The sequence below is a fragment of the Bacteroidia bacterium genome (assembly GCA_037045145.1).
In the GTDB taxonomy this organism is placed as follows: Bacteria; Bacteroidota; Bacteroidia; order AKYH767-A; family OLB10; genus OLB10.
The window spans coordinates 948,179-971,736 of sequence record JBAOIA010000012.1 but is presented as its reverse complement, the minus strand read 5'-3'; the positions used below and the strand labels follow the sequence as shown (position 1 = coordinate 971,736).

11 protein-coding genes are annotated in these 23,558 nt (G+C 38.2%); 4 read left to right on the top strand and 7 right to left on the bottom strand.

What is annotated here, in order from left to right:
* The 6 genes from V9G42_13520 to V9G42_13495 form a co-directional block, all read right to left on the bottom strand.
* Complete coding sequence (locus V9G42_13520) at nt 1-699, bottom strand: response regulator transcription factor (protein MEI2760443.1); 699 nt, start codon at nt 697-699, stop codon at nt 1-3.
* A gap of 27 nt (nt 700-726) precedes the next feature.
* Nucleotides 727-3,795: a two-component regulator propeller domain-containing protein gene (locus V9G42_13515; GenBank protein ID MEI2760442.1), complete on the bottom strand. Its 3,069-nt coding sequence runs from the start codon at nt 3,793-3,795 to the stop codon at nt 727-729.
* 149 nt (nt 3,796-3,944) lie between these two features.
* On the bottom strand, nt 3,945-7,145 hold the full coding sequence (locus V9G42_13510) for a T9SS type A sorting domain-containing protein (GenBank protein ID MEI2760441.1): 3,201 nt from the start codon (nt 7,143-7,145) through the stop codon (nt 3,945-3,947).
* Nucleotides 7,146-7,318: 173 nt separating this feature from the next.
* On the bottom strand, nt 7,319-11,308 hold the full coding sequence (locus tag V9G42_13505; GenBank protein MEI2760440.1) for a MopE-related protein: 3,990 nt from the start codon (nt 11,306-11,308) through the stop codon (nt 7,319-7,321).
* Nucleotides 11,309-11,587: 279 nt separating this feature from the next.
* Nucleotides 11,588-11,809, bottom strand: a complete 222-nt coding sequence (locus V9G42_13500; protein ID MEI2760439.1) for a T9SS type A sorting domain-containing protein — start codon at nt 11,807-11,809, stop codon at nt 11,588-11,590.
* 84 nt (nt 11,810-11,893) lie between these two features.
* Entirely contained in the window at nt 11,894-17,338 is a 5,445-nt protein-coding gene (locus tag V9G42_13495) for a MopE-related protein (GenBank protein ID MEI2760438.1), read from the bottom strand.
* A gap of 326 nt (nt 17,339-17,664) precedes the next feature.
* Between V9G42_13495 and V9G42_13490 the strand changes: the two genes are divergently transcribed.
* Together V9G42_13490 and V9G42_13485 are read left to right on the top strand one after the other, a co-directional pair.
* On the top strand, nt 17,665-19,584 hold the full coding sequence (locus V9G42_13490; protein ID MEI2760437.1) for a hypothetical protein: 1,920 nt from the start codon (nt 17,665-17,667) through the stop codon (nt 19,582-19,584).
* Between the two features lie 40 nt (nt 19,585-19,624).
* Nucleotides 19,625-20,293, top strand: a complete 669-nt coding sequence (locus tag V9G42_13485; protein MEI2760436.1) for a response regulator transcription factor — start codon at nt 19,625-19,627, stop codon at nt 20,291-20,293.
* Between the two features lie 6 nt (nt 20,294-20,299).
* Here V9G42_13485 and V9G42_13480 read toward each other — a convergent pair whose 3' ends face one another.
* Nucleotides 20,300-20,929 carry a NifU family protein gene (locus V9G42_13480; protein MEI2760435.1) on the bottom strand — a complete coding sequence of 210 codons (630 nt, stop codon included), beginning with the start codon at nt 20,927-20,929 and terminating at the stop codon, nt 20,300-20,302.
* Nucleotides 20,930-21,006: 77 nt separating this feature from the next.
* Here V9G42_13480 and nadB point away from each other — a divergent pair, with 77 nt between their 5' ends.
* Nucleotides 21,007-22,563 (top strand): L-aspartate oxidase, encoded by a 1,557-nt coding sequence (nadB, locus tag V9G42_13475; protein ID MEI2760434.1) that lies wholly within the window; start codon nt 21,007-21,009, stop codon nt 22,561-22,563.
* A complete protein-coding gene (locus V9G42_13470) occupies nt 22,550-23,545 on the top strand; it encodes an acyl transferase (protein ID MEI2760433.1) in 996 nt (331 codons plus the stop codon). Before nadB ends, V9G42_13470 begins: the two co-directional genes overlap by 14 nt.
* Nucleotides 23,546-23,558: the final 13 nt, after the last annotated feature.

The following is a 23,558-nucleotide window of genomic DNA, read 5'->3' as shown; positions in this document are numbered from 1 at the left end:
CTATTTGCCAAGTATTTTTTGTTTTATAGTCTTTGAAACGGCTTCACCAATAGAACTGACATGCAGCTTGTGATATATTTTCTTAATATGGCTGTGAACAGTCTCATAACTAATTGCTAATTCAGTTGCAATCACTTTGTAGGATTTGCCATTGACCAATAGCTCCAATACTTCTTTTTCGCGTTTACTTAGGTTATAGTTTTCATTTTCCTGATGATTGACAAAAGAGGCTGAAAACATGTTTAATACTTTTCTGGCTATAACAGGAGTCATGGGCGCCCCACCTAAATAGGCTTCATGGATTTGATTGATGAGCAAATCCATACTGGCATTTTTTAGAATATAACCATTAGCACCAGCACAAATCGAATCAAAAACCTTGTCATCATCTTCAAACCCGGTTAGCATCAGAATGGGTAATCCGGGGAAAGAGTTACGGATTATTTTTACAGTTTCAATACCGGACATTTTAGGCATATCAATATCCATCAGAATAATATCAGGCATAATTTCTTCAAGATGTTTAATGCATTCCACTCCAGAGTCGTAGGCAGCCACTAATTGTAACGAGGGGGTGTCCTGTAAAAGCAGTGATACAGATTCACGAATATTTTTATTGTCATCAACAATGATAACTTTCAGTTTCTTGTCGGTTAATGTTTTATTCACATCACAAATCTGATTCTTTTTTTTAGCCATTGCAATAACCAATTATGGTGAATTTAATTAATGTTTAAGTGAAATAGTGATTTTGGTACCGGTGTCCTGTGCACTTATGATGTTAAATGTAGCATTCAATTCGGCTGCTCTGGAAGCCATATTATTAATTCCGTTGCCGCCATTACCATTTTTTACACAATAACTACTTGCCGTACTGTTAAACCCAATGCCATTATCTTTAATAATCATTTCTAATACTCTGTTAAAGCTATTTAAAGCAATATCTACTTTTGTACAGTGGGAATGTTTTACAATATTATGGATAGCTTCTTTAAAAATTAAAAATAACCATTTCCGTTGGTGCATACTAAGCTTTATATTTTGATGGCTGTTAGATTGGAGGCTAAAATCAATACCCACCTCGCCAAGAACACTGGCGGCATAACTTTCTATTCTTAGGGTTAGGTTAGCAATGTTGTCATTAGAAGCTTTAACTACCCAAACAGCCTCACTGGTTTTTTCAATTATTTCTTTAGAAGAGCTCCTTATTTTTTCCAGGATGTTTCTGGTATCGTTAGTGTTGCTCTGACTGAGTTTTTTATCTGCAATCTGGCTATAAAGATGAATACTACCTAATGTACTGCCAATATCATCGTGCAAATCACGTGCAATATTATTGCGCATTTCTTGTAATTGTAGTAGTTGATTAATACGATAGCGGTGAATCATATAAATAATGATAGCTATACAGCAGATAATAATGAGATAAAACCAGATTGTTTGGGTGAACGGAGGCGTAATGACAATGGCAAGACTTTTAATATTACTTTCAATATTGTCATTGGTAACCGCCTTAACTTTTAGTGTATAACAACCGGGAGGTAAATTGGTATAGGTAATGAGAGGATTCTGTTCATTGCTACGCCAGTCAATGTCAATACCGGAAAGTTGATAGTAGTAAGTAATTTGTTCATTGGAAGTAAATATGTTAGATGAGACATATACTTTAAAAAAGTTTTGGTCGTATTTGAGTTTGATATTTTTAAAAAGAAGTGTGTCTGCGGGATTGTCCATAACCCAAAGCTTTGAGAATTGAATTTCGGGCTTTTCTTGCTGAGAAGAGAATTGTCCAGAATTAAAACTAATGAACCCGCCATTAAATCCAACACTTACCTCGTCAGGTAAAAATTTATTCTTTTTAAAAAAGTATCCGGTAATGTTTTGTTGAATTCCGTTGTTGGAATCAAATAGTTTAAATCGATTGGTTTTGGTATTATATTGCAAAATGCCGGATGAAGAGACAATCCATAATAAAGAATCTCCGGTTTGCGTCAACCCTTGCATTGAAGTAATATCTGAAAGAGCCATTTCAAATGGATTGCTTTTATTGTTCTTGTCGAAATGCACCAATCCGGCACCTTGAGTCGTTAACCAGTAGGTGCCATCATTATTCTCAACAATGTCATACACATTGGTGATTTTTAAAGCGTTATTATTAATGTTTTTTTGCCAGTTAGCGGGGTTTACGTGCCAACTTACTATTTTGTCATAGAATGGCGCATAGTCATCTAATGGGTCGGTATTTTTTAAATCTAAAAAAGATATACCTTTTGATTTGCCACAAATCCAAATGTTATTCTTAGAGTCAACAAAAATTTTGCGACTTAAATTGTCCAGACCCGCTATGGTCGAAGCACTGTCTTGAAACAGATAAAATAGGTTGTGTTTTTTCAAATCTATTAGCGCTATAAAATTTCCGTAAAATGAGGATAGCAATAGTTCTGAATTATTTATATTTATACTGGCTAGCGAGTTGATTGGTGAAGCGGATGCGTAATAGAAAAATAAATTTGAAAGATTCTTATGTAACTCAATAGGGTGGCATGATAAATCTTTTGTGTTGAACTTGAAAACAGTTCTGTTACTTCCAATAAATATATCACCATTTTTATTTTGAATTATAGAATACAATTCCTGTTTTTCGTTTTTGTAATAGATATCTTTAAATTTATACGATTCGTTTTTGGAATACCTGTAAAACAAACCACATTGGGTTATTACCAAATCCAATCCATTGTCTGTAATAATTCGATCATTAACTTTACAAGATGATACATTTTTTGGCACAGGTAGATATTCAGATTTAAACAGATTTAACTGTGGGTCGTAAACTAACAGACCATTTTCTGTTGCAATCCATATCCTGTTTCGATTGTCGCAGTATAAGTCATTCACCCTTGTGTTGATGATTTGTGTGAATGAAATATTCTTTAGAAATTTTTCGCTCTTTTTATTGAAGAGTAATAATCCTGAACTTTTGGTGCCACACCAAATGTTTTCACCATCAGAAGTAAGTGAAATAATTTCCTCACCACTGTTCTTTAATTTATTTGTTCCGTCAAAAACATAGAAATTTAATCTTTTGCCTTGTAGATTGAAGAGGTGTAATGCATTATCCCAGGCACCACACCAAATTTTTGAATCCGGGTCAATATATATTGTGTTAAAGGTATGTCCAATATCATCACCACTGTATTTTGTTTTTCCAATTTTGTCAAGCGTTTTTAGTGATTCCGTAATGCCTGCAAAAAAGGAAAGAGAATCTTTTACTGCAACTGAAAAGTATGTATTTTTAGAAAATATTTGTGGATTGACTTGCATTTTTGACAAAGCAAATTGTTGGAGTCCACCATTGTTCATCGCTATCCAAAGACAGTTTCTTATTCTGTCAAATACCAAATCATTGATATTGTCAACTCTTAGCTTGCTATTTTGCGTATTATAACTTTTAAATTGATTGGTACGATAGTCGTAGCTGCAAAAACCATTGGAAGCAGTGCCAATCCACAAAAGAGAATCATCTGTTATCTCAAGACAGGTAATGTTATTTCCACAAACGGAATTTGAATTTAGACGATACTGAAATATCTGGAAATTTCTACCATCGAAGCGATTCAGTCCATCTTTTGTACCTACCCAAATAAATCCGAAATGATCTTTTATAATACAGGTAACCTGATTGTCCGAAAGCCCGGTGGTGGTGGTGTAGCTTCTTAAATTATATACTAAAGAATCGGCATGGGCATTAAAGTATCCGAAAAGGAAAAGCAATATTGATATTGTAAATCTATACATTCAATGCCGGCTTGGTTTAATGATGTGACCAAAATAATGAAAAGAAATGAGTTTAATAAATGTATTGGCGAAGTAACCGTTAAAACAGTTGAAGGTTATTTTTTTGCAGGTACAGGGAAACCGTTGTTTAAAACTATTGATAAAATAGGTTATTTCTGTACACTGAATTTTTTGGTTGCTATTGATTTGTCAGAAAGTACTTTCAGCAAATATATTCCATTTGCTAAATTATTTATTTGTATCTGATAATGCAATTCGCCAGCGTTGAAGGATTGTTGTAGTATCAGAGACCCATGAATATCATAGATTTCAGCGGCAATTGTCGATTGTCCATTTTCAATAATCTTAAAAATAAGTTGCCCGTTATTCAGGTAGGTAGCCAATGCAATTTGAAATGGTATTTGATTTTGAGTATTAATTTTAATGGTTTTGCTCAATTGAAAATCTCCATTAAAATCAACTTGTCTGAGGCGGTAAAAAGATTCATTGCTTAGTGGTTTGGTATCTGCTGTACTATAATTTATCAGACTGTTAGAAAAACCTGCTGCAGGAATTCTTATTAACGGTTCAAAGGTCATGTTTGAGTTTGCTCTTTCGATTTCAAAATAATCGCTGTTAAATTCTGAAGCTGTAGTCCATTGTAGTTTTACTTCTTTGTTTTGCAAAGTGGCATTGAAATAAGTGAGTTCTACGGGCAAAGGGTTTTCACTGGAAGCAGAGGAAAGTGTATAGGGTCCAAAAATATTGTCAGGTGCTGTAGTTGCAATAGTACCTGCCGTTGTTGTACCGGTAGTGCCACCATTACCTAAATTATTCCATACAGTTCCAACAGTACGCCATCGTGCAACTCTTAAATCACCAAGTAAAGTAACACCACAACTGGTATTATCCCAAGATAGTGTAACATTACGACTTGAACTGCCTGAAATTTGGTTAAGTGTCCAGTATTCGCATTGACTGATATGATCTATAGAAGCATCACGGATATTTCCAATAATTACCTGAGGATTTGCTCTTTGATATTCTGCAACAAATTGACTTGTAGAAGAGGCACTCAAATAAATGTCATCAATAGCAAATGAAGGGTCAGCGCCAACGCCATCATCATTATTTTGCCATTTCAATCCTATTTTAACATTAGCATTGTTATTGGCGCTTGCAGGCAATGCAATAGTGTAGGCGGTCCAGTGACCTTGTCTGAAACCATTACAGGCACCACCACAACATGATGTTTTAGGCATATCGGCAATTTGCGCCCAGATAGCACCATCATAATACCAGAGTGTTGCATTGTCGTTAGTGCCTTCTCCAAACTCAATATAATTAAAACCAACACTTATAGTTGATTTTCCCGTACAGTTGATAGTGGGAGATTGTGCCATTCTGTTTGTTTGTGGACAGTATAAAATTCCACATAAACCACCTGCATCATAAGCTGCTCCACCGTTAGGGTTAAATACACTGGAAACATGCATGGTGTTGTTTCCGTTATTTGCAACGCCACAACCTCCGGCAGCAACACCACCTTCTGCATCACTTATCACAAATGGGTTTGGATCTGCGCCTTCAGGACCCATCACGTTGGCAAGCGTCCAACCTGCACCGGTATTAAAATTTTCTGTCCAAAATGTTCCACCTGCTATATCATTTCCAATGGCAATAGGACGGTAGTTTACATTTTTGCCCACCGGAAAAATAAATGCCTGTGATCCGTTTTTCTGAACAGGACCATTTACAAAACTTGCATTTGATGCACTTGTAGCTGTTCCACCATTTTCAACTATTAAAATATTGGCACCTGTTGAATTTATAATTCCTGAAATTAGGTTCAGATTATTATCAACTTTCACTGATTTCAAAAGAGTAAGGCTGTTGGAAGATTTATTCATCTCTAACTGAAAAATCTGTAACGATGAAAGTGGTGCAGTACCGGAAATTGATTGTGCATTACTACCACTGAATCTGTATTTGCGTGCATTAGCTGCGCCATAACTTGTGGAGCCATTTACAGTCATGTTTCCGAAAATTTCAAACCCTGTTCCAAAATTTCTGAGATTGCAGCCTCCACGTATTAGTACATTGCCCTGAACTTGTATGGGAGTAGCAAAACTATTGTCATTTAAAAAATCAACTGTTCCTAAAAGAGGAGCAAGAACTCCACCAATATCAAGATTTCCTTTTATGGTTGCAGTGGCTGTTGAGCCGGTAAATACAGAACCAATACCTGTAGTCCAAACGCCACCCGAAGTATTCATGATAGTGAGATTTGGATAAAACATATTGAGAGTTGTTAATGAAGGTGTAGTAACTGAACTTGGTGTTTTATTTAGAACCCAACTTGCAGTTGAGGGTATAGTGTTTATACCACCCTGATAATTGTTTTGCCAGTTGACAGCGTTGGTGTTTTCTGTTTTTACATAAGTGCCGGAAGCACCTAATGCCCAGGTAGCTCCGGCCAACCATGCTGCACTGGTTGAACTACCATCAGTAAAAGTACCGTTAACCTGCAAATCAACTCCTGTACCATTATTGATGGTTAATAAACGCGAATTATAATTAACGGTGCCTCCATTGGCAATTGTAGTTTCATCAATGCGCACATTGGCAGCAATGGTTACTGTATGTCCACTCCGAACGGTTATAGTTTTGGAGTAATAATTGGGTAGAATTTGTGCAGCCGACCAGGTGATCAGGTCTGGAGATGACTGCCAGGTACTCAAAACATTCCAAGCTCCGGATGTGATGCTTCGATAATGATTTTGAGAATCGTTGGCTTTGATGTTTACATCGTCTATTCGGGATGATCCACCCGAGGCTACTGTACTATTATTGACACTTGTGTTGGTAGTCATAATCCAACGGAAATAAACAGAGGGTTGATTTTCGCAAGCTGCCGGCAATGGAATATCTGTTATAACACCGGAAGTAAAATTATCGGCTACAACAATTGATCCGGCACCAGCTAATGCTGTCCATGTACCTGCAATGCCAATTTTATATTCAACTGCAAAGTTTTTGGGACCTGTAGCAGAGCTTCGTTGTTTGGACGAAAGTTCGATGTTAAAATATCCGGTCGTATTAATTTCAGCTTCCCAATATTTGGTACCGGAGCCATTATCCCAGCCTGTTGTCCATGCACTTTGTGTGGTGGCACCGGCATATCCATAAGCTACAACTGCAGTTCCACCTGTTGTATAAATTGTTTTTGATGCATTGGCCGGAATGGCAATGTCAACAATAGCGTTATCAGGATTGGTAGGAAAATTCCATTCTGCAAGTGTAAGTTGTGCTCTTACATTTGAAGTACTAAATAAAAATAACAGTAATGAGATAAAAGAGGTAGATTTCATTTGTTTTTAACCCATCTAGTTAAAATCAAAAGTACTTATTTTTAATCATTAAACAAAAATATTTTGAATTTACCAACGGAGTTTATCTACGGCATAAAGTTAATAAGCAATATAAGGCATAAAAAAAGCTGCCCTTTTAGGAGCAGCCTTTTTTTATTACACACACTTGTTATTTATTGTTTGATGAGTTTGTAGGTTTGTACATCTGTTTCAGTGTGTAAAATAAGCAGGTAAACACCCTGAGAATAAGAAGATAAATCTATCTGATTTTCGGAGTTGTTTATAGCCATTTTTACTAATACTCTGCCTTGCATATCTGTTACTTCAATGTTGGCATTTTTTAAATCATCTGGAGTGGTGATTTCGAATATACCGGAAGATGGATTTGGGAAAATGTTTAACTGCACCTGATTGTTCTGAGTTAAACTTTCCTGTGCACCTCGGCAATTTGTAGTTACAGATTTCTTAGCAGTACTGCTACCGCATAAATTCCAGATATTGCAAAGAACCAGTCCACCAGTGTTACCCCAGTCAACAGTGATTTCATGAGTACCCTGACCGCTAACAATTGTAGCACCTTGTGGAACCGACCAATTGTAGGTGACACCATCTAATGAATCAACACTGTAAATTACTCCTGTTGTATTGGCACAAACAATAGAAGGTCCGGTAGCAGTTTTTATTGAAGGCGCACCTTTCATTGCTACGGAGCGAATGGGTGTTTGAATACTGCAAATAGTTGAAGTAACTTTAAGCTGGAAGTAATTGAAACCGCCATTTGGATATGTCAATGTAATCTGATTTCCTGATTGCGAATTTACAGTTGTTCCTGCAGGGTAACCACTCCAAGCATACGTAGCATAAGGATGATTAGGAATGGCAGCATAAGTTTGTGTAAGTCCGCAAACTGCTGAAGTCTGACCACTGAAGCCTGCAATTCTACCGGGTGAATAATTTGTATTGACAAAAATTACAGTAACCTGATCTGAAAATACACAACCACCGTTTGACGTTGTCCATTCTAAAACATAAGGTTTATTGTATTGACCACTAAATACAGAGTTTGGATTGTTTGGATGAGCGATGTTTCCACCAACACCGGAAACGATAGACCATGAACCACTGCCAACCAAAGGAGCAGTAGCTCCTAATGTTGTACTGTTGACAGAACAAACAGCAGTATCAGCACCGGCATCAGCAAGAGAAGGGCTGTTTTCATCTACCTGTCCATTACAATTGTCATCAATTGCATTACCACAAATTTCAGTAGCACCTGGATTGACAGCAGCATTATTGTCATCACAATCTGTGCTGTCTGCAACATAACCTGCCGGAGGTGTTGGGTTGTTATCCACCACAAAGTTATTTATATCACCATAGGTGTCAGCATCAGCATCGGCATACCAGGTGTTGCTGCCGCAACCTTCATCAACCTGACCATCGCAGTCATCATCAATACCGTTGCCGCAAACTTCAGTGGCACCCGGATAGATGGTATTGTTATTATCGTCACAGTCGGTGTTGTTAGAGACATAACCTACAGGAGCAGTACAAGCCTGAGTGGTCACTGCGGCATCGCCATAACCGTCACCGTCAGTATCGGCATAGAAAGTAGTTGTCACACCCTCATCAATCTGACCATTGCAGTTGTCATCAATACCGTTACATACTTCAGTAGCACCGGGATTGACAGCAGCGTTGTTGTCATCACAATCTGTGCTGTTGGTAACATAACCCGGAGGAGGTGTAGGGCTTGGAGAGGTAATGGAGTTGTTGAGATCACCAAAGGTATCACCATCAGTATCGGCATAATAAACGTTAACGGCAAGAGAAAAATCATCAAAGCCTATGTCGTGTGGTGCAGTGCGTGTCTGGCAATCAATATCTGTAGTAATATAGGCAGGTGGTGTTGTTGCTGTTCCATCTAATGAAGTAGAAGCAGAGGTAGCATGTAAATTATTTGCATTATTTACAAAATGCGGATCGGCAAATTGAGAGTTCACATCAGAGTTGGGATTAATTGTCATAGCTGCCTGCCATGCTGCCTGAGTACTATACATTGTAGCAGTTGCCATAAAAGGTGCGCCATTGGCTGTGTCAGCTACATAATAGTTGTTGTAGTCTGAAATTGAAGTAGCAGTTCCATAATTGTTTGTGTTGCCTGTAAAGAAACTGGTATGCGTTGCAACCCCTGTTTGTCCGGTGGTGAAATTTGCAAACACATTATTTTTGATGGTGTATGTTTCGTCATTTGAAACCTGAAGGCATAAGTTGGAAGCATTGGGGAATGTGCTACCGTCAATGCTTACGCTGTTATTGTATAAATCAACAGTTGCCATACCTGACCCGTCAGCATCAAAAGCAAACCCTCTTGCAGCAACCACTGAAGTAGGTACACCTGCATAGGTGGTTAGGATATTGCTGATGCTGTTATTATATATGTTAAATCCGGTTAAATTGTTACCCCATCTGACACGCATACCATCAACGGCATTGTCAACGATTATTTGTGAGTTGATACGTTTGATGTTACGGATAATATTATTATTGATTTGATATATACCACCAGTTGGTACACCATCAATAAGAACTCCCTGAATGGCAATGGTAGAGGTGGTAGTTACATTCTGTATTATAGTATTTCGCATGATAAAGGCTGCTTCTCCAGTAATCCAAACTCCATAATTATTTAGGTTGCTTATGATATCATCAGGTGTATTGGGGTCACCAATATAGTTAAAGGTGCTGCATGAAGAAGTGATAAGCTGATTACCACTTTCAGCAACACCATAAAATGCTCCATACAATCGAAAACCATAATTACAATCTTTAATAGTAATATCGCGCCATGTATTATATGAATTGTTTGTGTTATTCCAGCCACCTCCGGTAACTACTGAATACATACCATGTGCATTGCCATAGGTGCGATCGAGGTCAACAGTTATTTTATCATATAAATTATGCTGTGCGCCTTTGCCTTCAGCCATATCAAACTGTAATAGGCCATACTCCACTACTTGTGGTGAGCCATGGCTGATTAAATTAATATTACTGACAGTAGTATATGATCCACAAACCCCAAGAATTGGCTCCATATCATGATTTAAAGCAGCAAGACCAATAGCAGTTCCAAAGGCCATAACCGGTGTACTGGTTATGCTTGAACCACGATAAGCCAAGGTAGCGGGTGTACCAATTTTTGTGATAGTAAGCGTGTTGATGCTATCGGCATTGGGTGTTGCCACAAAAATTGGGAATATATTGCTGCCGTTTGCCGCGGTGGTATCATATTGTGCATCGGTAAGATTCAGTGTTACTGCACCGTTAATTCCACGATGATTAATATCAGCAACAGCTTGGGTTAAACTGTTATAAGTTTGGCCAACACCTACGTTATAGGTTCCTGCAGGAATTGTTGAAGGAGCGCCCGGTGTAAATCTGAAGTTGTAAGCAGGCCATCCGCTAAAAGGACTTAGCATGTGGTGGCTTAGCGTTGATGAACCGGTTATGGCATCAATAAAATTGCCGTTACCTCCTAAGCCCCATTCAATTCCAATAGCAGCACCAGTATTGGTTTGTGAACCAATAATGTTTAAAGACCCGTAACGGAATTCAATGATGTTGGATGTTTCATATAATATGATCTGGCAATTCATGCGCACATTACTGCCTGTTACACCTGTACCTGTTGGGTAATTGGTGTATTGAATAGTAAATGTTTGACTGCCGGGTGTACCTTGCAATTGATATAAAATGTCGGATGATGCATCGTCAGTTAAATCATCATTGGCCCATGCCCAAAGAGTTTGATTGGGAGCAGTATTAGTTGCAATAAAAAAATGACCCGCTGCAGGATTGGGAGCAGGTGTATCAAACCAAGCCAATCCATTGGTGTTTAAACTAATGCTTGAAAAAGTACTGTCACCATACCCAAAGTTAAAGCCAATAGGTATTCCGGTTTGCATAGTATTGTCTCCGGTAGCCGTTGAAGAAGTTGCTCCACCACCAATGCTTATTGGAACATAGGCGGACTGAAAAGTTGATCGCGTAAACGGAGGAGTTTGCGCTTGTAACTGCAGGCCTGTCATTAGTGCAAATAGAATGAAAGCCATTCTTGCAAGTTTGTACTGCACATAATTTTTGTTGTTTCTGTTTTCCATAATAATTGAAATTTGATTTTAGTAGATTATCAGCCACCAAAATTATGGAGGGATTAAATGCCGGTCAATCACCAATTATGGTGAGTTTAAATGAGTACATTTTATAATATTTCAAGCTGATTATTCGATTTCGAAGCCGAATATTTTAAACCTATGGAAAATTAAAAGCAAGAAAAAGCAGAGAGCATTAGCGAGCTACAATGCGGAAAACAGTATTTAATCAGAAAAATTATTATTGAAAGTAAACTGTCATGTAAAAATTAAAATTCAATACCTGATTTAGTGGTGAATAATAATTTTTTGTGGTTTTGATGTAATGTTTTTATGACCTGAATTAAGTCGAACAAAATAAATTCCATCACTCAAATTACTTATATCTGCAAAGGTTTCATTATTTGTAATTTGCAAACTAAGCAATTGTTTTCCCATTACATCAGTTATATTTAAAACATTACCAAATTTAAAACCATCATCAGCTATTTTAACAACAGAAATTTTCAAAACTGTAACAACTACAGAAGATAGAAATAAAAAAAGAGACTGCCTAAATTGGCAGCCTCTTTTATAAGATAATATACTAAAAAATTACTCGACAACAACTTTTATTTGTTGTGTAAACTGATTTGCTTTAACACGAATCATGTAAGCACCTTTAGCTACATTCGTTAAATCGAGCTGCAAATTATTGCTGCCTGCAGTTACAGTCTGAGATGAATTCATGATTGTTCTGCCACTTAAATCAATTACCGATACTGAAGCATTGCTCTTTTCAACTGCATTGAATTCAATATTCAACATGCCTGCAGTAGGGTTCGGATAAGCAGATAATGTACCGGCATCAACTTGCTGTGCTTCTTTACAGCCGATATTTACTAAATATGCTTTAGAACCTTCACCACAACTATTGCTGGCTTTAACAATCACAGTACCGTTGCCTGTACCCCAATCTAATGTCAAGGTATTGGAGTTGCCACCACCGGAAATATAGGTAGCTACAGGTGATGAAGGATATGTCCATGCCAGTGTATAAGAACCGGTAGTATTGCTCACATTAGCAGTGAATTCAATACCTTGTGTATTGGCACACCAGGTAGCAGGGTTAGCAGTTAAGGCCACCGGAGTATTAGGTGCACCTTTAACGGTGATGCAACGTGCTGCACTGGTGCCGCAACTGTTGCTGGCAGTTACACAAACAGAACCTGTAGTGAATGAGCCATAGGCAACGGTGATGGCATTTGTGCCGTTACCGGAAATAGTTCCTGGAGCAGTCCAGTTATAAGAAATTCCCGGAGTGGAAACTACACTATACGATGCCGACTGACCGCACAGACCATTGGAGGGTCCTGTAATAGCAAGTGGTCTTGCAGGAAGTCCCGGAGCCACAGTTTTGCATTTAGGAGCAGACGTCACACCACAGGCACTGGTAACAGTTACACAAATGTTGCCGGCACTATTAAATGATGGGCCGTAGGTAACATTGATACTGTTGGTAGTAGAACTTCCTGTTGCACCTGCAGGCAATGTCCAGGTATAGTATGAAGCACCTGCAGAAGGGGCAACGTTATAGCTGATGACACTTCCTGGGCAAGCAGTGAATGTTCCGTTGATGGCATTTAAAGCAGTTGACGAAGCACTGATGAGCATACATTTTGCAGGAGAAGTAAAGCAAGTTGTTTGTGCAGAAACACAAAGGTTACCACCGGTCCAGGCAGGCCCGAAGTTAACGGTTACGGTAGTGCCGTTACCGGAAACGGTAGCATCACCAGTAATACTCCACAAGTATTGAGAGGCACCAGTTACAGCAGCAATTGAATAAGTGTTGCTACTGTTTGCACAAGCATTTGCAGCACCAGAAATAGAAGCCGGAGTACTGATTTTATAGCGAACTTTTTGAATCTTACGAAGTGTAGCACCACAGCTGTTGGCAGCCTGTACTCCTATGTTATAGAATGAAGAGTTTGTAGTTCCAAAAGTTACCTGCACGTTGGGGGTTGGCGAAGTGAAAGGTGAAGTGTTAAGTGGATTACCGTTGAAGTATGTACCTGATGGGCCATCCCAAATATATTGTGATGCATTGGCAACTACAGGAACACTAATGGATGCAGTAGAGCCCGGGCAACCATTAGCTGGCAAACCGGTAATAGGTGGAACAACTACAGCATGCGCAGGCAGAGAGGTTTTTACGGTGATAGTAAGACTAACACAGGCAGAATTACCACAAGGACTTTCGGCACGAACAAAATAGTTAGTTGCCGCAGCAGGAGAAACAGAGATGCTGTTGCCTGAGCCAACAGGAGTACCACCACAGGATGCACTGTACCACTGCCATGAGGCACCGGTACCAAGGCTTCCGCCATTAACGGTTAATGTAGTATTGCCACCGAGGCAAATTTCATTGAATACGGCATCGCTTGAGATAGATGTTGGATCTGTGCTTGGTGTTCCTAAGTCATCAGCCATACCATTACAGTTTTCATCAATACCGTTACATACTATTTCAGTAGCACCTGGATGTATGGCAGCACTGGCATCATTACAGTCAGTATTGTCGGCAACGTAACCAGATGGGGGTGTAGGGTTGTTGTCCACCACAAAGTTGTTTATATCACCATAAGTGTCGCCATCAACATCAGCATACCAAGTGTTGCTACCACAACCTTCGTCAATTTGACCATCGCAGTCGTCATCAATACCATTGCCACAAACTTCAGTTGCACCGGGGTAAATAGTATTGTTTGCATCATTACAATCGGTATTGTTCAATACATAACCAACAGGAGGTGCACAAGCTGAAGAGTCAACGGCAGGGTCGCCAAAGCCGTCACCATCGGCATCGGCATAATATGTTGAGTTTACAATGTTGTCATCAGTCAGACCATTGCAGTCATCATCAATGCCGTTGCAAATTTCTGTTGCACCGGGGTGCACAGCATTGTTGTTATCGTTGCAATCAGTATTATCAGCTACATAACCTGCAGGAGGAGTACAATCCTGTATGGTGTTAGCAGCATCACCAAAGTTATCATTATCAAAATCGCGATAGTAAGTTTGTAATGGTATGGTATTAGTGGTAACAGATGCTGATGTTGCAGTACAACCATTGGCATCAGTGATGGTAACACTAAATGTAAAGGCAGTATTTACTACTATGCTTTGTGTTATTTCTGCATCACTCCAAAGGTATTCGTTAGCAGTACTTGAAGTTAGTGTGACATTACTGTTGGCACAAAATGTTAAAGGGCCATTAGCAGAGATAGTTGGAGTTGGAGGCAATGGGTTAACAGTTACAGAAGTTGATGCAGAAGTACTACTACACAATGCTGCATTGTAAACAGTTACCACAAAGTTGCCTGTTGCACTTACTGTAATAGCCTGTGTAGTTTCACCGGTACTCCAGAGGTAGGAGTTTGCAGCATCGGCAGTTAAAACTACACTTCCACCCTGGCAGAATGTTGTAGAGCCTCCTGCTGTAATGTTAGGAACCGGTGGTGTAGAAAATATGGTGTTTGCACTATTAACACTGCAAGCACCTGAAGCACCAAAGGAAGCTGACTGCAGGTAGTAAGTTCCTATTCCTAAATTATTAAAGCTAACAGTTGATGCTGTAGTTTGAGGAGCACCAAAAGGGCTTCCGTTTTTATACAACTGTACGGTGTAGTTGGCCAAACCGTTTGATACGGTATAGTCGATAGTACCTAAGCATGGTGGAGCTTGTACGGTATTGTTGATGGTAATTGTATTGGAACAATTTTCAGTATATCCTGCAGTCAGACGGTAAGCGCCAAATGTGCTAAAGCCTGGAGTTAGTCTTAAAAAGTATTTACCAATCACAGGGGTATTTACCACAAAGGAATTAGTTGGGTTATGCCAGGTTCCTGAAGCAATGGCGCTTGCAGCAGTATCAGTATAAAGTGCATAATTGATATATGGATAATCAGCATTAAAATGATTTTGTTCCAATTCTCCTGTAATGGTCATTGCTCCGCTACCGTCATATCCAATAACCCACCAGTCTTTATTATCATACTGATTATTGTAATAAAAGTTGAGGTGACCGGTTGTAGCTGTATTTGCCGGAAGTAAGGTAGGAGTTATAGCAAAGTTGTTATCGGCAGTGTTTTCTACTGTAAAGTTCATTGGATCTAATGAGGTGCTTAGCTCATAAGGAGCAAATTCATTGTTATAAAATGTTCTGATCTTTATATAGTAAGTACCGGCTGCAAGATTATTCACTGTGAATGTTGCAGAAGTTGTTGTGTAGCTGCCACCAAGACTAGTGGTACCATCATTATCATACAATTGTGCATAAACATTTTGTCCATTTGCAGATGAAATAGTCCAGGAAAGTTTGCCATCAACAGGAAGTGTCAGGGCATAATAATCCAACGTGTCATCAAGGTTATTGTAATAATAGCCGATGTGACCTTGCACGGTTGTATTTACTGCTAAAGGCAAGGCTGTTGGTTTTGAACCGTTTGGTTCTGTATCATTGGTGTAAACTGCCGGTGATAGTGAGTTACTCAGAGTATAAGGCGTAAATTCATTAGAATAAAAGGTTTTTATTCGAATATAGTAGGTCCCTGGTGCCAGTCCATTTTTGTTAAAAGTAGCAGTAGTGATTGTATAACTTCCCGCTAAATTAGTGGTGCCATCGCCATCAAATAGTTCAGCATATATATTTTGGCCATTATGAGAAGTGATGGTCCAAAATAATTGCCCATTAGCATTGGTGGTAACGCTATACCAATCATAGGTGTCTATGTTTCCGTTATAATGATATCCAATGTGTCCGGTAGTAGAATCATTTAAGTTCAACACTGTTGCTGAAGTATAAACATCGTTTGGAGATGCATCATTTGCTTGTACTGGAACAACTAAATTGTTTGATAGTTGATAGGATGCAAATTGATTGGAATAAAATGTTCTGATTCTGATGTAATAAGTACCTGGAGCCTGACCATCTTCTTCAAAAGTTGCAGAAGTGGTTGTATAACTTCCCTCTAAAAAGGTGGTACCATCTCCATCAAACAATTCGGCATAAACATCTTGGCCATTATCAACTGTCAGGGTATATTGAATCTTACCGTCAGCGTTAGTGGTTACTTTATACCAGTCATAGGTATCAACGGCTCCATTATAGCGAAAGCCTATATGTCCCGTAATACTTCCATTGAAAGGCAATGTTGTAGCCTGTGTATAAACATCATTTGGGAGTGGGTCGTTGGCATTTACAGGAGGTGTTAATATGTTTGATAGCGTATAAGCAACATATTCACTGTTGTAAAAAGTAGAAATTCTGATGTAATAAACTCCCGGTGCCATGCCGTCTCGTTGAAAGGTGGCTGTTGTGGTTGTATAACTTCCGGCAAGTTGAGTAGTTGCATCGCCATCATAAAGAATGGCGTAAACATTCTGCCCGTTGCTTGTGATAGTATAACTTAACTTCCCATCTTGAGTGACTGTAACTGAATACCAGTCCGAAGTATCTTTTTGATTGTTGTAGTAGTAATTAACATGTCCGGTAGTGCTGCCATTCAATGCTAACACGCTGGCCGTGGCCGGTGTGCCATTGTATTCAACGTCATTGGCTAATCCTGTTGTGGTTAGTGATGCCGTTAGAGTATAGGTGTTGGTTTCTGATAAATAGTAATTATATACGCGAACATAGTAGGTTCCTGCAGCCAACCCATTAACCGTTCGGGTTAAAGTTCCGTTATGATAGTTATTAAGCAAACTGGTAACGCCATCATTATCGTAAATCTGAATATAAATGTAGCTGGAGAAAACGCCTTGAATATTCAGATTCCCGTCTTCAGGTATGGTTACAGAAAACCAGTCTGATTCAGTTAATGTAACCGTTCCGGGCATGCCTGTGTTTAGTGTTAGAACATTTGCCTGAGCTTTACTGTCATTAGGCTCGGTTTCGGCCATTGCTATTCCTGTAAGGAAAATAAATAGCCAGATAAAATGGAGTTTGTTTACTTTAAGTAATCCAAACAACCAATTTGTTTTTGCGATTTTAGTTGTCATAATAATTTGGTTTTAAAATGATTATTAATTTATTTTCTGTATTATGTTGATTTTGCAATAATCTAATATTATATAGCATAAGTCAATCACCAATATTGGTGATTTTTGCATTTGTTCAATAAATAATAAGTGAGTATAAATTTTTTGTCCTTTATGATTTTTGTGTTACAAATATTTCATCAAAAAATATTTAATGTAAATACCTAAAATATAGTAGCCATAACTTACTTATCGTTTAATACATCAAATTGAGTATTGACTTTTGTGTAAAGGTTAAAAGATTGGAATGATGGATACTTATTGATAGATTTACAGCATCATTGTAAATGATGAGAAGGTTTGTAAAATTTATCCTCAGTAGCATTTGTTTTATTTTAATACAACAATGCCATGTTAAAGCACAAACGGCCATTAACGACAGTATTAAACATCGGATAAACAGCAGTGCGAATCTCAGTGACCAGTTGCATGATATTATTTTATTGACATCAAGAAGTTATGCGCTTTCATTAGACACATTTTACCATTATATTGTGTCAGGAAGACAAATTGCATTGCCCGGGTCAACTGAATATTTTCGTTTGGAAAATGCTTATGTACGATATTTATCTAAGCGAGATAATAGTGAGAAAGCATTAAATTTAGTGGACAGTTTGTTGAATATAATTCCTCAAACAGAAAAATTTTATGATGCAAGGCAATGGCTCATCAATAACAAAGCCGCTATTTTTATTCGTACAAATAAACAGAAAGAGGCAATTGAATTAGAGCTAAAAGTTTTAAAAGATGCTGAAGGTGCGAGTGATGCCATGTGGATTTGCAGAGCTTATGTGGGTCTTGGCTGGGCTAATTTGGAATTAGGAAAATATGATGATGCCATAAAATGGCTTACAACCGGCTATCTGAATACTCCTGACAGTTTGCTGTCGAGAAACAGTTTTTTATTTTCAAATTTAGCTTCTTGTTATAATAACATTAACCAGTCTGACTCTGCATTTAAGTATATAGAACTGGCATTAAAGTATGGTTCTATGGATCAGAACCTAACCCAATTGGCCAATTCGTACAGTATTCGTGCTGATATGTATATCAATGCAAAAGAACACCAACTTGCAGAGAAAGACTTAGAAGAAGCCATAAAAATCAGGCAAAAAATCGGAGATAACTTATACGTTATTGCAGACATGGCACAGTTGTCGTTTTTTTATGCATCCATAGGAGAAACTGATAAAGGAATAGCGATAGCCAATAAGGCTATAACAATTGCAGAAGAATTAAAAAGTGTTTCGAAGCAGATATTTATATACAATGCGCTGGCAGAAAATTATAAAGCTTCCGGACTTTATCAAAAATATGCAAGTGTATTAGAGAAAGTGATGGCATTGAAAGACACCTTGTCTGACCAAAACTCTACTGAAGCTATTGCCCGTTTCGAAGCAAGATATGAATTGCAAAAAAAAGAGAACATAATAATGCAACAACAATTGAAAATTACCAGAAGCCGTTATATAACTATTGGTTCGTTGTTGTTGCTTACATTAATTGCACTCACGTTGGGTCTGTGGTATCGAAACAGGCAGTTGCTCAACAACCGTAAAATGGAAATGGATTTGCTGGAACAGAAAGTGCAATCAAAAATTGATGTCAAACAGGCGCAGGAGAATGAACGTAAACGAATAGCTGCCGATTTACACGATAATCTGGGTGTTTATGCTGCAGCTATCACTCATAATGTGATTCAATTGAGAGAGCAGTTTGCAAATAATGGTGTTATTACCGAAAACCTTGAGGCGAATGCACAAAATATGGTTTCTCAACTGAATAACACAATTTGGGTTCTGAAAAATGACGATCTTCGATTGACACAATTAAGTGATCGTTTAAAGTTATGGATGCAACGTCTGATGAAAAATTATCCTGCTATCAAATATAGTTTTAGTGAGAAAATAATTAATGATTTTACATATACTCCTGCTGTAATGTTAAACTTGTATTATATTTTAATGGAATGTGTAAACAACAGTCTAAAGCACAGCGGATGCACAGAAATAAATATTTTATTCAACAGTCAAATCAGAACAGTAATTGAAGTCGTTGATAATGGCAAAGGTATGAGCGAGCCGGTAAAATCAGGAAACGGATTAATTCATATCAAACAACGTGCAGCGGAGTCGCAATGGCTGGTAGCGTGGGTTGTTGGAGATAGCGGTGGTACGAAAGTGATTTTAACAGATAATACAAAATAAGTATTGTGAGCAAATTGTTTATTTCAGAGTTTTACACAAGATGAAAATAGCACTGGTTGACGACAACTTTTTGAATCAAAAATATTTCCGCGAAAAAATCGCAACTTTTGGAGATATAGAGTTACTGTTTGTTTCCAACAGTGGTGATGAGTTTTTAGAAAAAATGAAAGGCCTTCCAATGCAACAATGGCCGCAAGTGGTTTTTATGGATATACAAATGCCCGGTTTAAATGGTGTTGAAACTATTCAGATTGCAAAAGCATTATATGCATCCATTCATTTTATTGTGCTGACCGTTTTTGAAGATGACGATACTATTTTTAATGCCATTCAGTCTGGTGCATCAGGATACCTTCTCAAACATGAAAACTATGTTACCATTAGGGAAGCTATTAATGAGGTATTGGAGTTTGGTGGCGCACCTATGAGTCCGGCTATTGCCCGTAAGACATTAAAACTTTTAACACAAAAGGATAAGATTACTGAGAGTAAAAGTTCAGTTATTGATACGCTTTTATCAGACCGCGAAAGGGAAGTACTTACGCATCTGGTCAATGGTTATGATGCCAAGCGAATAGCTGAAATAACAGACATCAGCACCTTGACAGTTAGAAAACACATTGCTAATATTTACAACAAACTGCATGTTAACTCTAAAGCGCAGGTAATTTCAATGGCACACAAAAATAAATGGTTTAATATTTTTTAAAAGAAACTATTCAGCTTCGGCCATCACTTCCGATACTTCCGGAATCATTCGTTTTAATAAATTTTCAATTCCTGCTTTCAGTGTTAATGTTGATGAAGGACAACCACTGCATGAGCCTTTTAAAACAACAGTGACAACACCATCTTTAAACGATTTAAAATCTATGGCACCGCCATCACCTTCTACTGCCGGTCTCACAAACTCATCGAGCATATTTTTAATTTTATCTTCAATGATTGCAGACTCTGCATTATTTTGCATGGGGTGTTTTTCCTGTGGAGTTAATATAGCTGAAGTAACAGGCTCTTTAACTGCTTCAGTTTCCTGAACAGGGTTTTTAAGAAATAATTTTTCACCACTGTTCAGAAAGCCTTTAATAAACTCACGCAGGATATTGGTAATTTCATACCAATCAATATCGGCTTCTTTCGTTATGGTAATAAAATTTGCAGTTATAAAAACAGACTTAATTCCGGTAAAGTCAAACAACTGATAGGCTATGGGGCAATCTATTGCTTCTGCTTTTGATTTATATTCAACAGTACCTTCAAAAAGCAACAACCTATCGGCAACAAACTTAACGCTGTTAGGATTGGGTGTTAACTCGGCATAAACCTGATGATTTCTAGTTGACATGAATAGTTACTTTTGCAATTAATTTACGAAAGTAAACATATTCGACTTAATTTAGTTTAAAATTTACAGTTAAAATAATGACAAAGACCGATTTTTTGGTGATAGGCAGTGGAATAGCAGGACTTAGTTTTGCCTTAAAAGCTGCCAATCATGGTAAGGTAACCATCATCACCAAGGCTAATGAAGATGAGTCGAACACTAAATACGCCCAAGGAGGCATTGCAGCCGTTTTACCCGAGACTAAAGATGACTCTTTAGAACATCATGTTCAGGACACATTAAGTTGTGGTGCGGGATTGTGTGATGAGAAAATTGTACGCTTGGTTGTTGCCGAAAGTGGCGAACGTATAAAAGAACTTATTGCCTGGGGAACAGAGTTTGACAAAAATAAAAGCGGCAGTTTTGACTTAGCCATGGAAGGTGGACATTCTGCACATCGTGTTTTACATCATAAAGACATTACCGGACTTGAAATTGAAACCAAACTTCTTCAGCAGATTCATCAGCATCCAAACATCACATTACATACACATCTTTTTGCGGTTGACATTATTACGCAACATCACATGGGTGTCATTGTAAAAAGAAACACACCCGGAATTACCTGTTATGGCGCATATATTTTAAATACTAAAACCGGTAAGGTAGAAACTATTCTTTCAAAAGTTACAGTGATGGCAACGGGTGGAGCAGGACATGTTTATAAAACTACTACCAACCCCGTAATTGCAACCGGTGATGGCATTGCTATGACCTATCGTGCCATGGGAAAAGTAAATGGTATGGAATTTATTCAGTTTCATCCAACGGCATTGTATCATCCCGGAACCTATCCTTCATTTTTAATTTCAGAGGCTGTACGTGGTTTTGGAGCAGTGTTGCGCAATATTGACGGGAAAGAATTTATGCAGCAATATGATGAGCGTGGATCACTTGCACCACGCGATATCGTTGCCCGTGCTATTGATAGCGAGATGAAAAAAAGCGGTGACGATTATGTTTGGCTCGATTGTACTAAATTAAATATGACGGAATTTAAAAAACATTTCCCAAACATTTACAGCCGTTGCCTGTCATTAGGCATTGATGTTGCTAAAGAATGCATACCTGTGGCTCCGGCACAACATTATTTGTGTGGAGGAATAAAAGTTGATGAGTTTGGGCAGTCGTCTATTCAACATCTTTATGCTATTGGAGAGTGTTCGTCAACAGGTCTGCACGGAGGAAATCGTCTGGCATCAAATTCATTGCTCGAAGCTGTTGTGTTTGCTCACCGTGCTTATGTGCATGCCTCAGAACGTTTGGAGTTTATTCATTATAACGAACACATTCCGGAGTGGAATGCCGTGTCACCACGTGATGCAGCAGAAATGGTGCTGATTACGCAAAGCCGCAAAGAGTTGCAGGAAATTATGAGTAATTATGTTGGTATATTCAGAAGCGATATGCGACTGAAACGGGCACTTGAACGTACACGTCTTCTATACGAAGAAACAGAGGACCTTTATAACAGATGGGAAATTTCTCCTCGTATTTGCGAATTGCGCAATCTCATCAATGTAGCCTATCTGATTATCAAAGCTGCAATGGGAAGGACGGAGAATAAAGGGCTGCACTTTAATGTGGATAACTAACTTTATTTCTTCTGCCGTGACTTCTATTTTTGAAACGCAATTAGATTTTGAAAACACAGCACTTGAAAGTTTTAGATTTCAGGCGCAAAACAATGCCGTTTATCGAGACTATCTTAAATTGTTAAACGTCAATCCACAGAAGATAGAAAGTGTTAATAGCATTCCTTTCTTGCCAATAAATTTTTATAAGACAAAAAAAATAGTTACCGGAAATGTTGACTCAAGTACTATAGTTTTTTCTAGCAGCCGAACTACAGGATCAGAGCCATCACTGCATTATGTAAACGATATTTCATTATACGAAAAGGCTTTTACAGAAACTTTTAATCAGTTTTATAAAAACGCAGACCAATGGTGTATTTTAGCTTTATTACCATCTTATTTGGATCGCGAAGGATCATCATTGGTATATATGTGTAAACATCTTATTGACAAAACAGGAAAGAAAAGCAGCGGATTTTATCTGAATGATTTCAGAAAATTAGCAGACACCATCACTGTCAATGAACAAAAAGGAATTAAAACTTTACTAATCGGTGTTAGTTTTGCCTTACTTGACTTTGCCCATGCACATCCAATGCCACTAAAAAACACAGTCATTATGGAAACAGGTGGTATGAAAGGCCGCAGAAAGGAAATGATCCGGCAGGAACTGCATAACATCTTGACTGAGGCATTTCATCTGAAAACAATTCATTCAGAGTATGGAATGACAGAACTGCTTTCGCAGGCCTATAGTAGTGGTAACGGCATTTTCCATTGCCCACCCTGGATGAAAGTTTTTGTGCGCGACAACAACGACCCGCTATCAGAAAGTTTACCCGGACAAGGCGGAATCAACATCATTGATCTTGCAAATATTAACAGTTGTTGTTTTATTGCAACACAAGACATTGGAAGGGTTTATGCTGATGGGACTTTCGAAATTCTCGGTAGGTTCGATAATGCAGAAGTCCGTGGATGTAATCTTTTATTTGAATAACTATTTTTGCAAA

Coding starts and splice junctions, on each gene's coding strand:
- V9G42_13505 (MEI2760440.1), bottom strand. CDS start 11,308: ATGGAAAACAGAAACAACAAAAATTATGTGCAGTACAAACTTGCAAGA.
- V9G42_13485 (MEI2760436.1), top strand. CDS start 19,625: ATGAAAATAGCACTGGTTGACGACAACTTTTTGAATCAAAAATATTTC.
- V9G42_13520 (MEI2760443.1), bottom strand. CDS start 699: ATGGCTAAAAAAAAGAATCAGATTTGTGATGTGAATAAAACATTAACC.
- V9G42_13495 (MEI2760438.1), bottom strand. CDS start 17,338: ATGACAACTAAAATCGCAAAAACAAATTGGTTGTTTGGATTACTTAAA.
- V9G42_13490 (MEI2760437.1), top strand. CDS start 17,665: ATGATGAGAAGGTTTGTAAAATTTATCCTCAGTAGCATTTGTTTTATT.
- V9G42_13510 (MEI2760441.1), bottom strand. CDS start 7,145: ATGAAATCTACCTCTTTTATCTCATTACTGTTATTTTTATTTAGTACT.
- V9G42_13515 (MEI2760442.1), bottom strand. CDS start 3,795: ATGTATAGATTTACAATATCAATATTGCTTTTCCTTTTCGGATACTTT.
- V9G42_13480 (MEI2760435.1), bottom strand. CDS start 20,929: ATGTCAACTAGAAATCATCAGGTTTATGCCGAGTTAACACCCAATCCT.
- nadB (MEI2760434.1), top strand. CDS start 21,007: ATGACAAAGACCGATTTTTTGGTGATAGGCAGTGGAATAGCAGGACTT.
- V9G42_13470 (MEI2760433.1), top strand. CDS start 22,550: ATGTGGATAACTAACTTTATTTCTTCTGCCGTGACTTCTATTTTTGAA.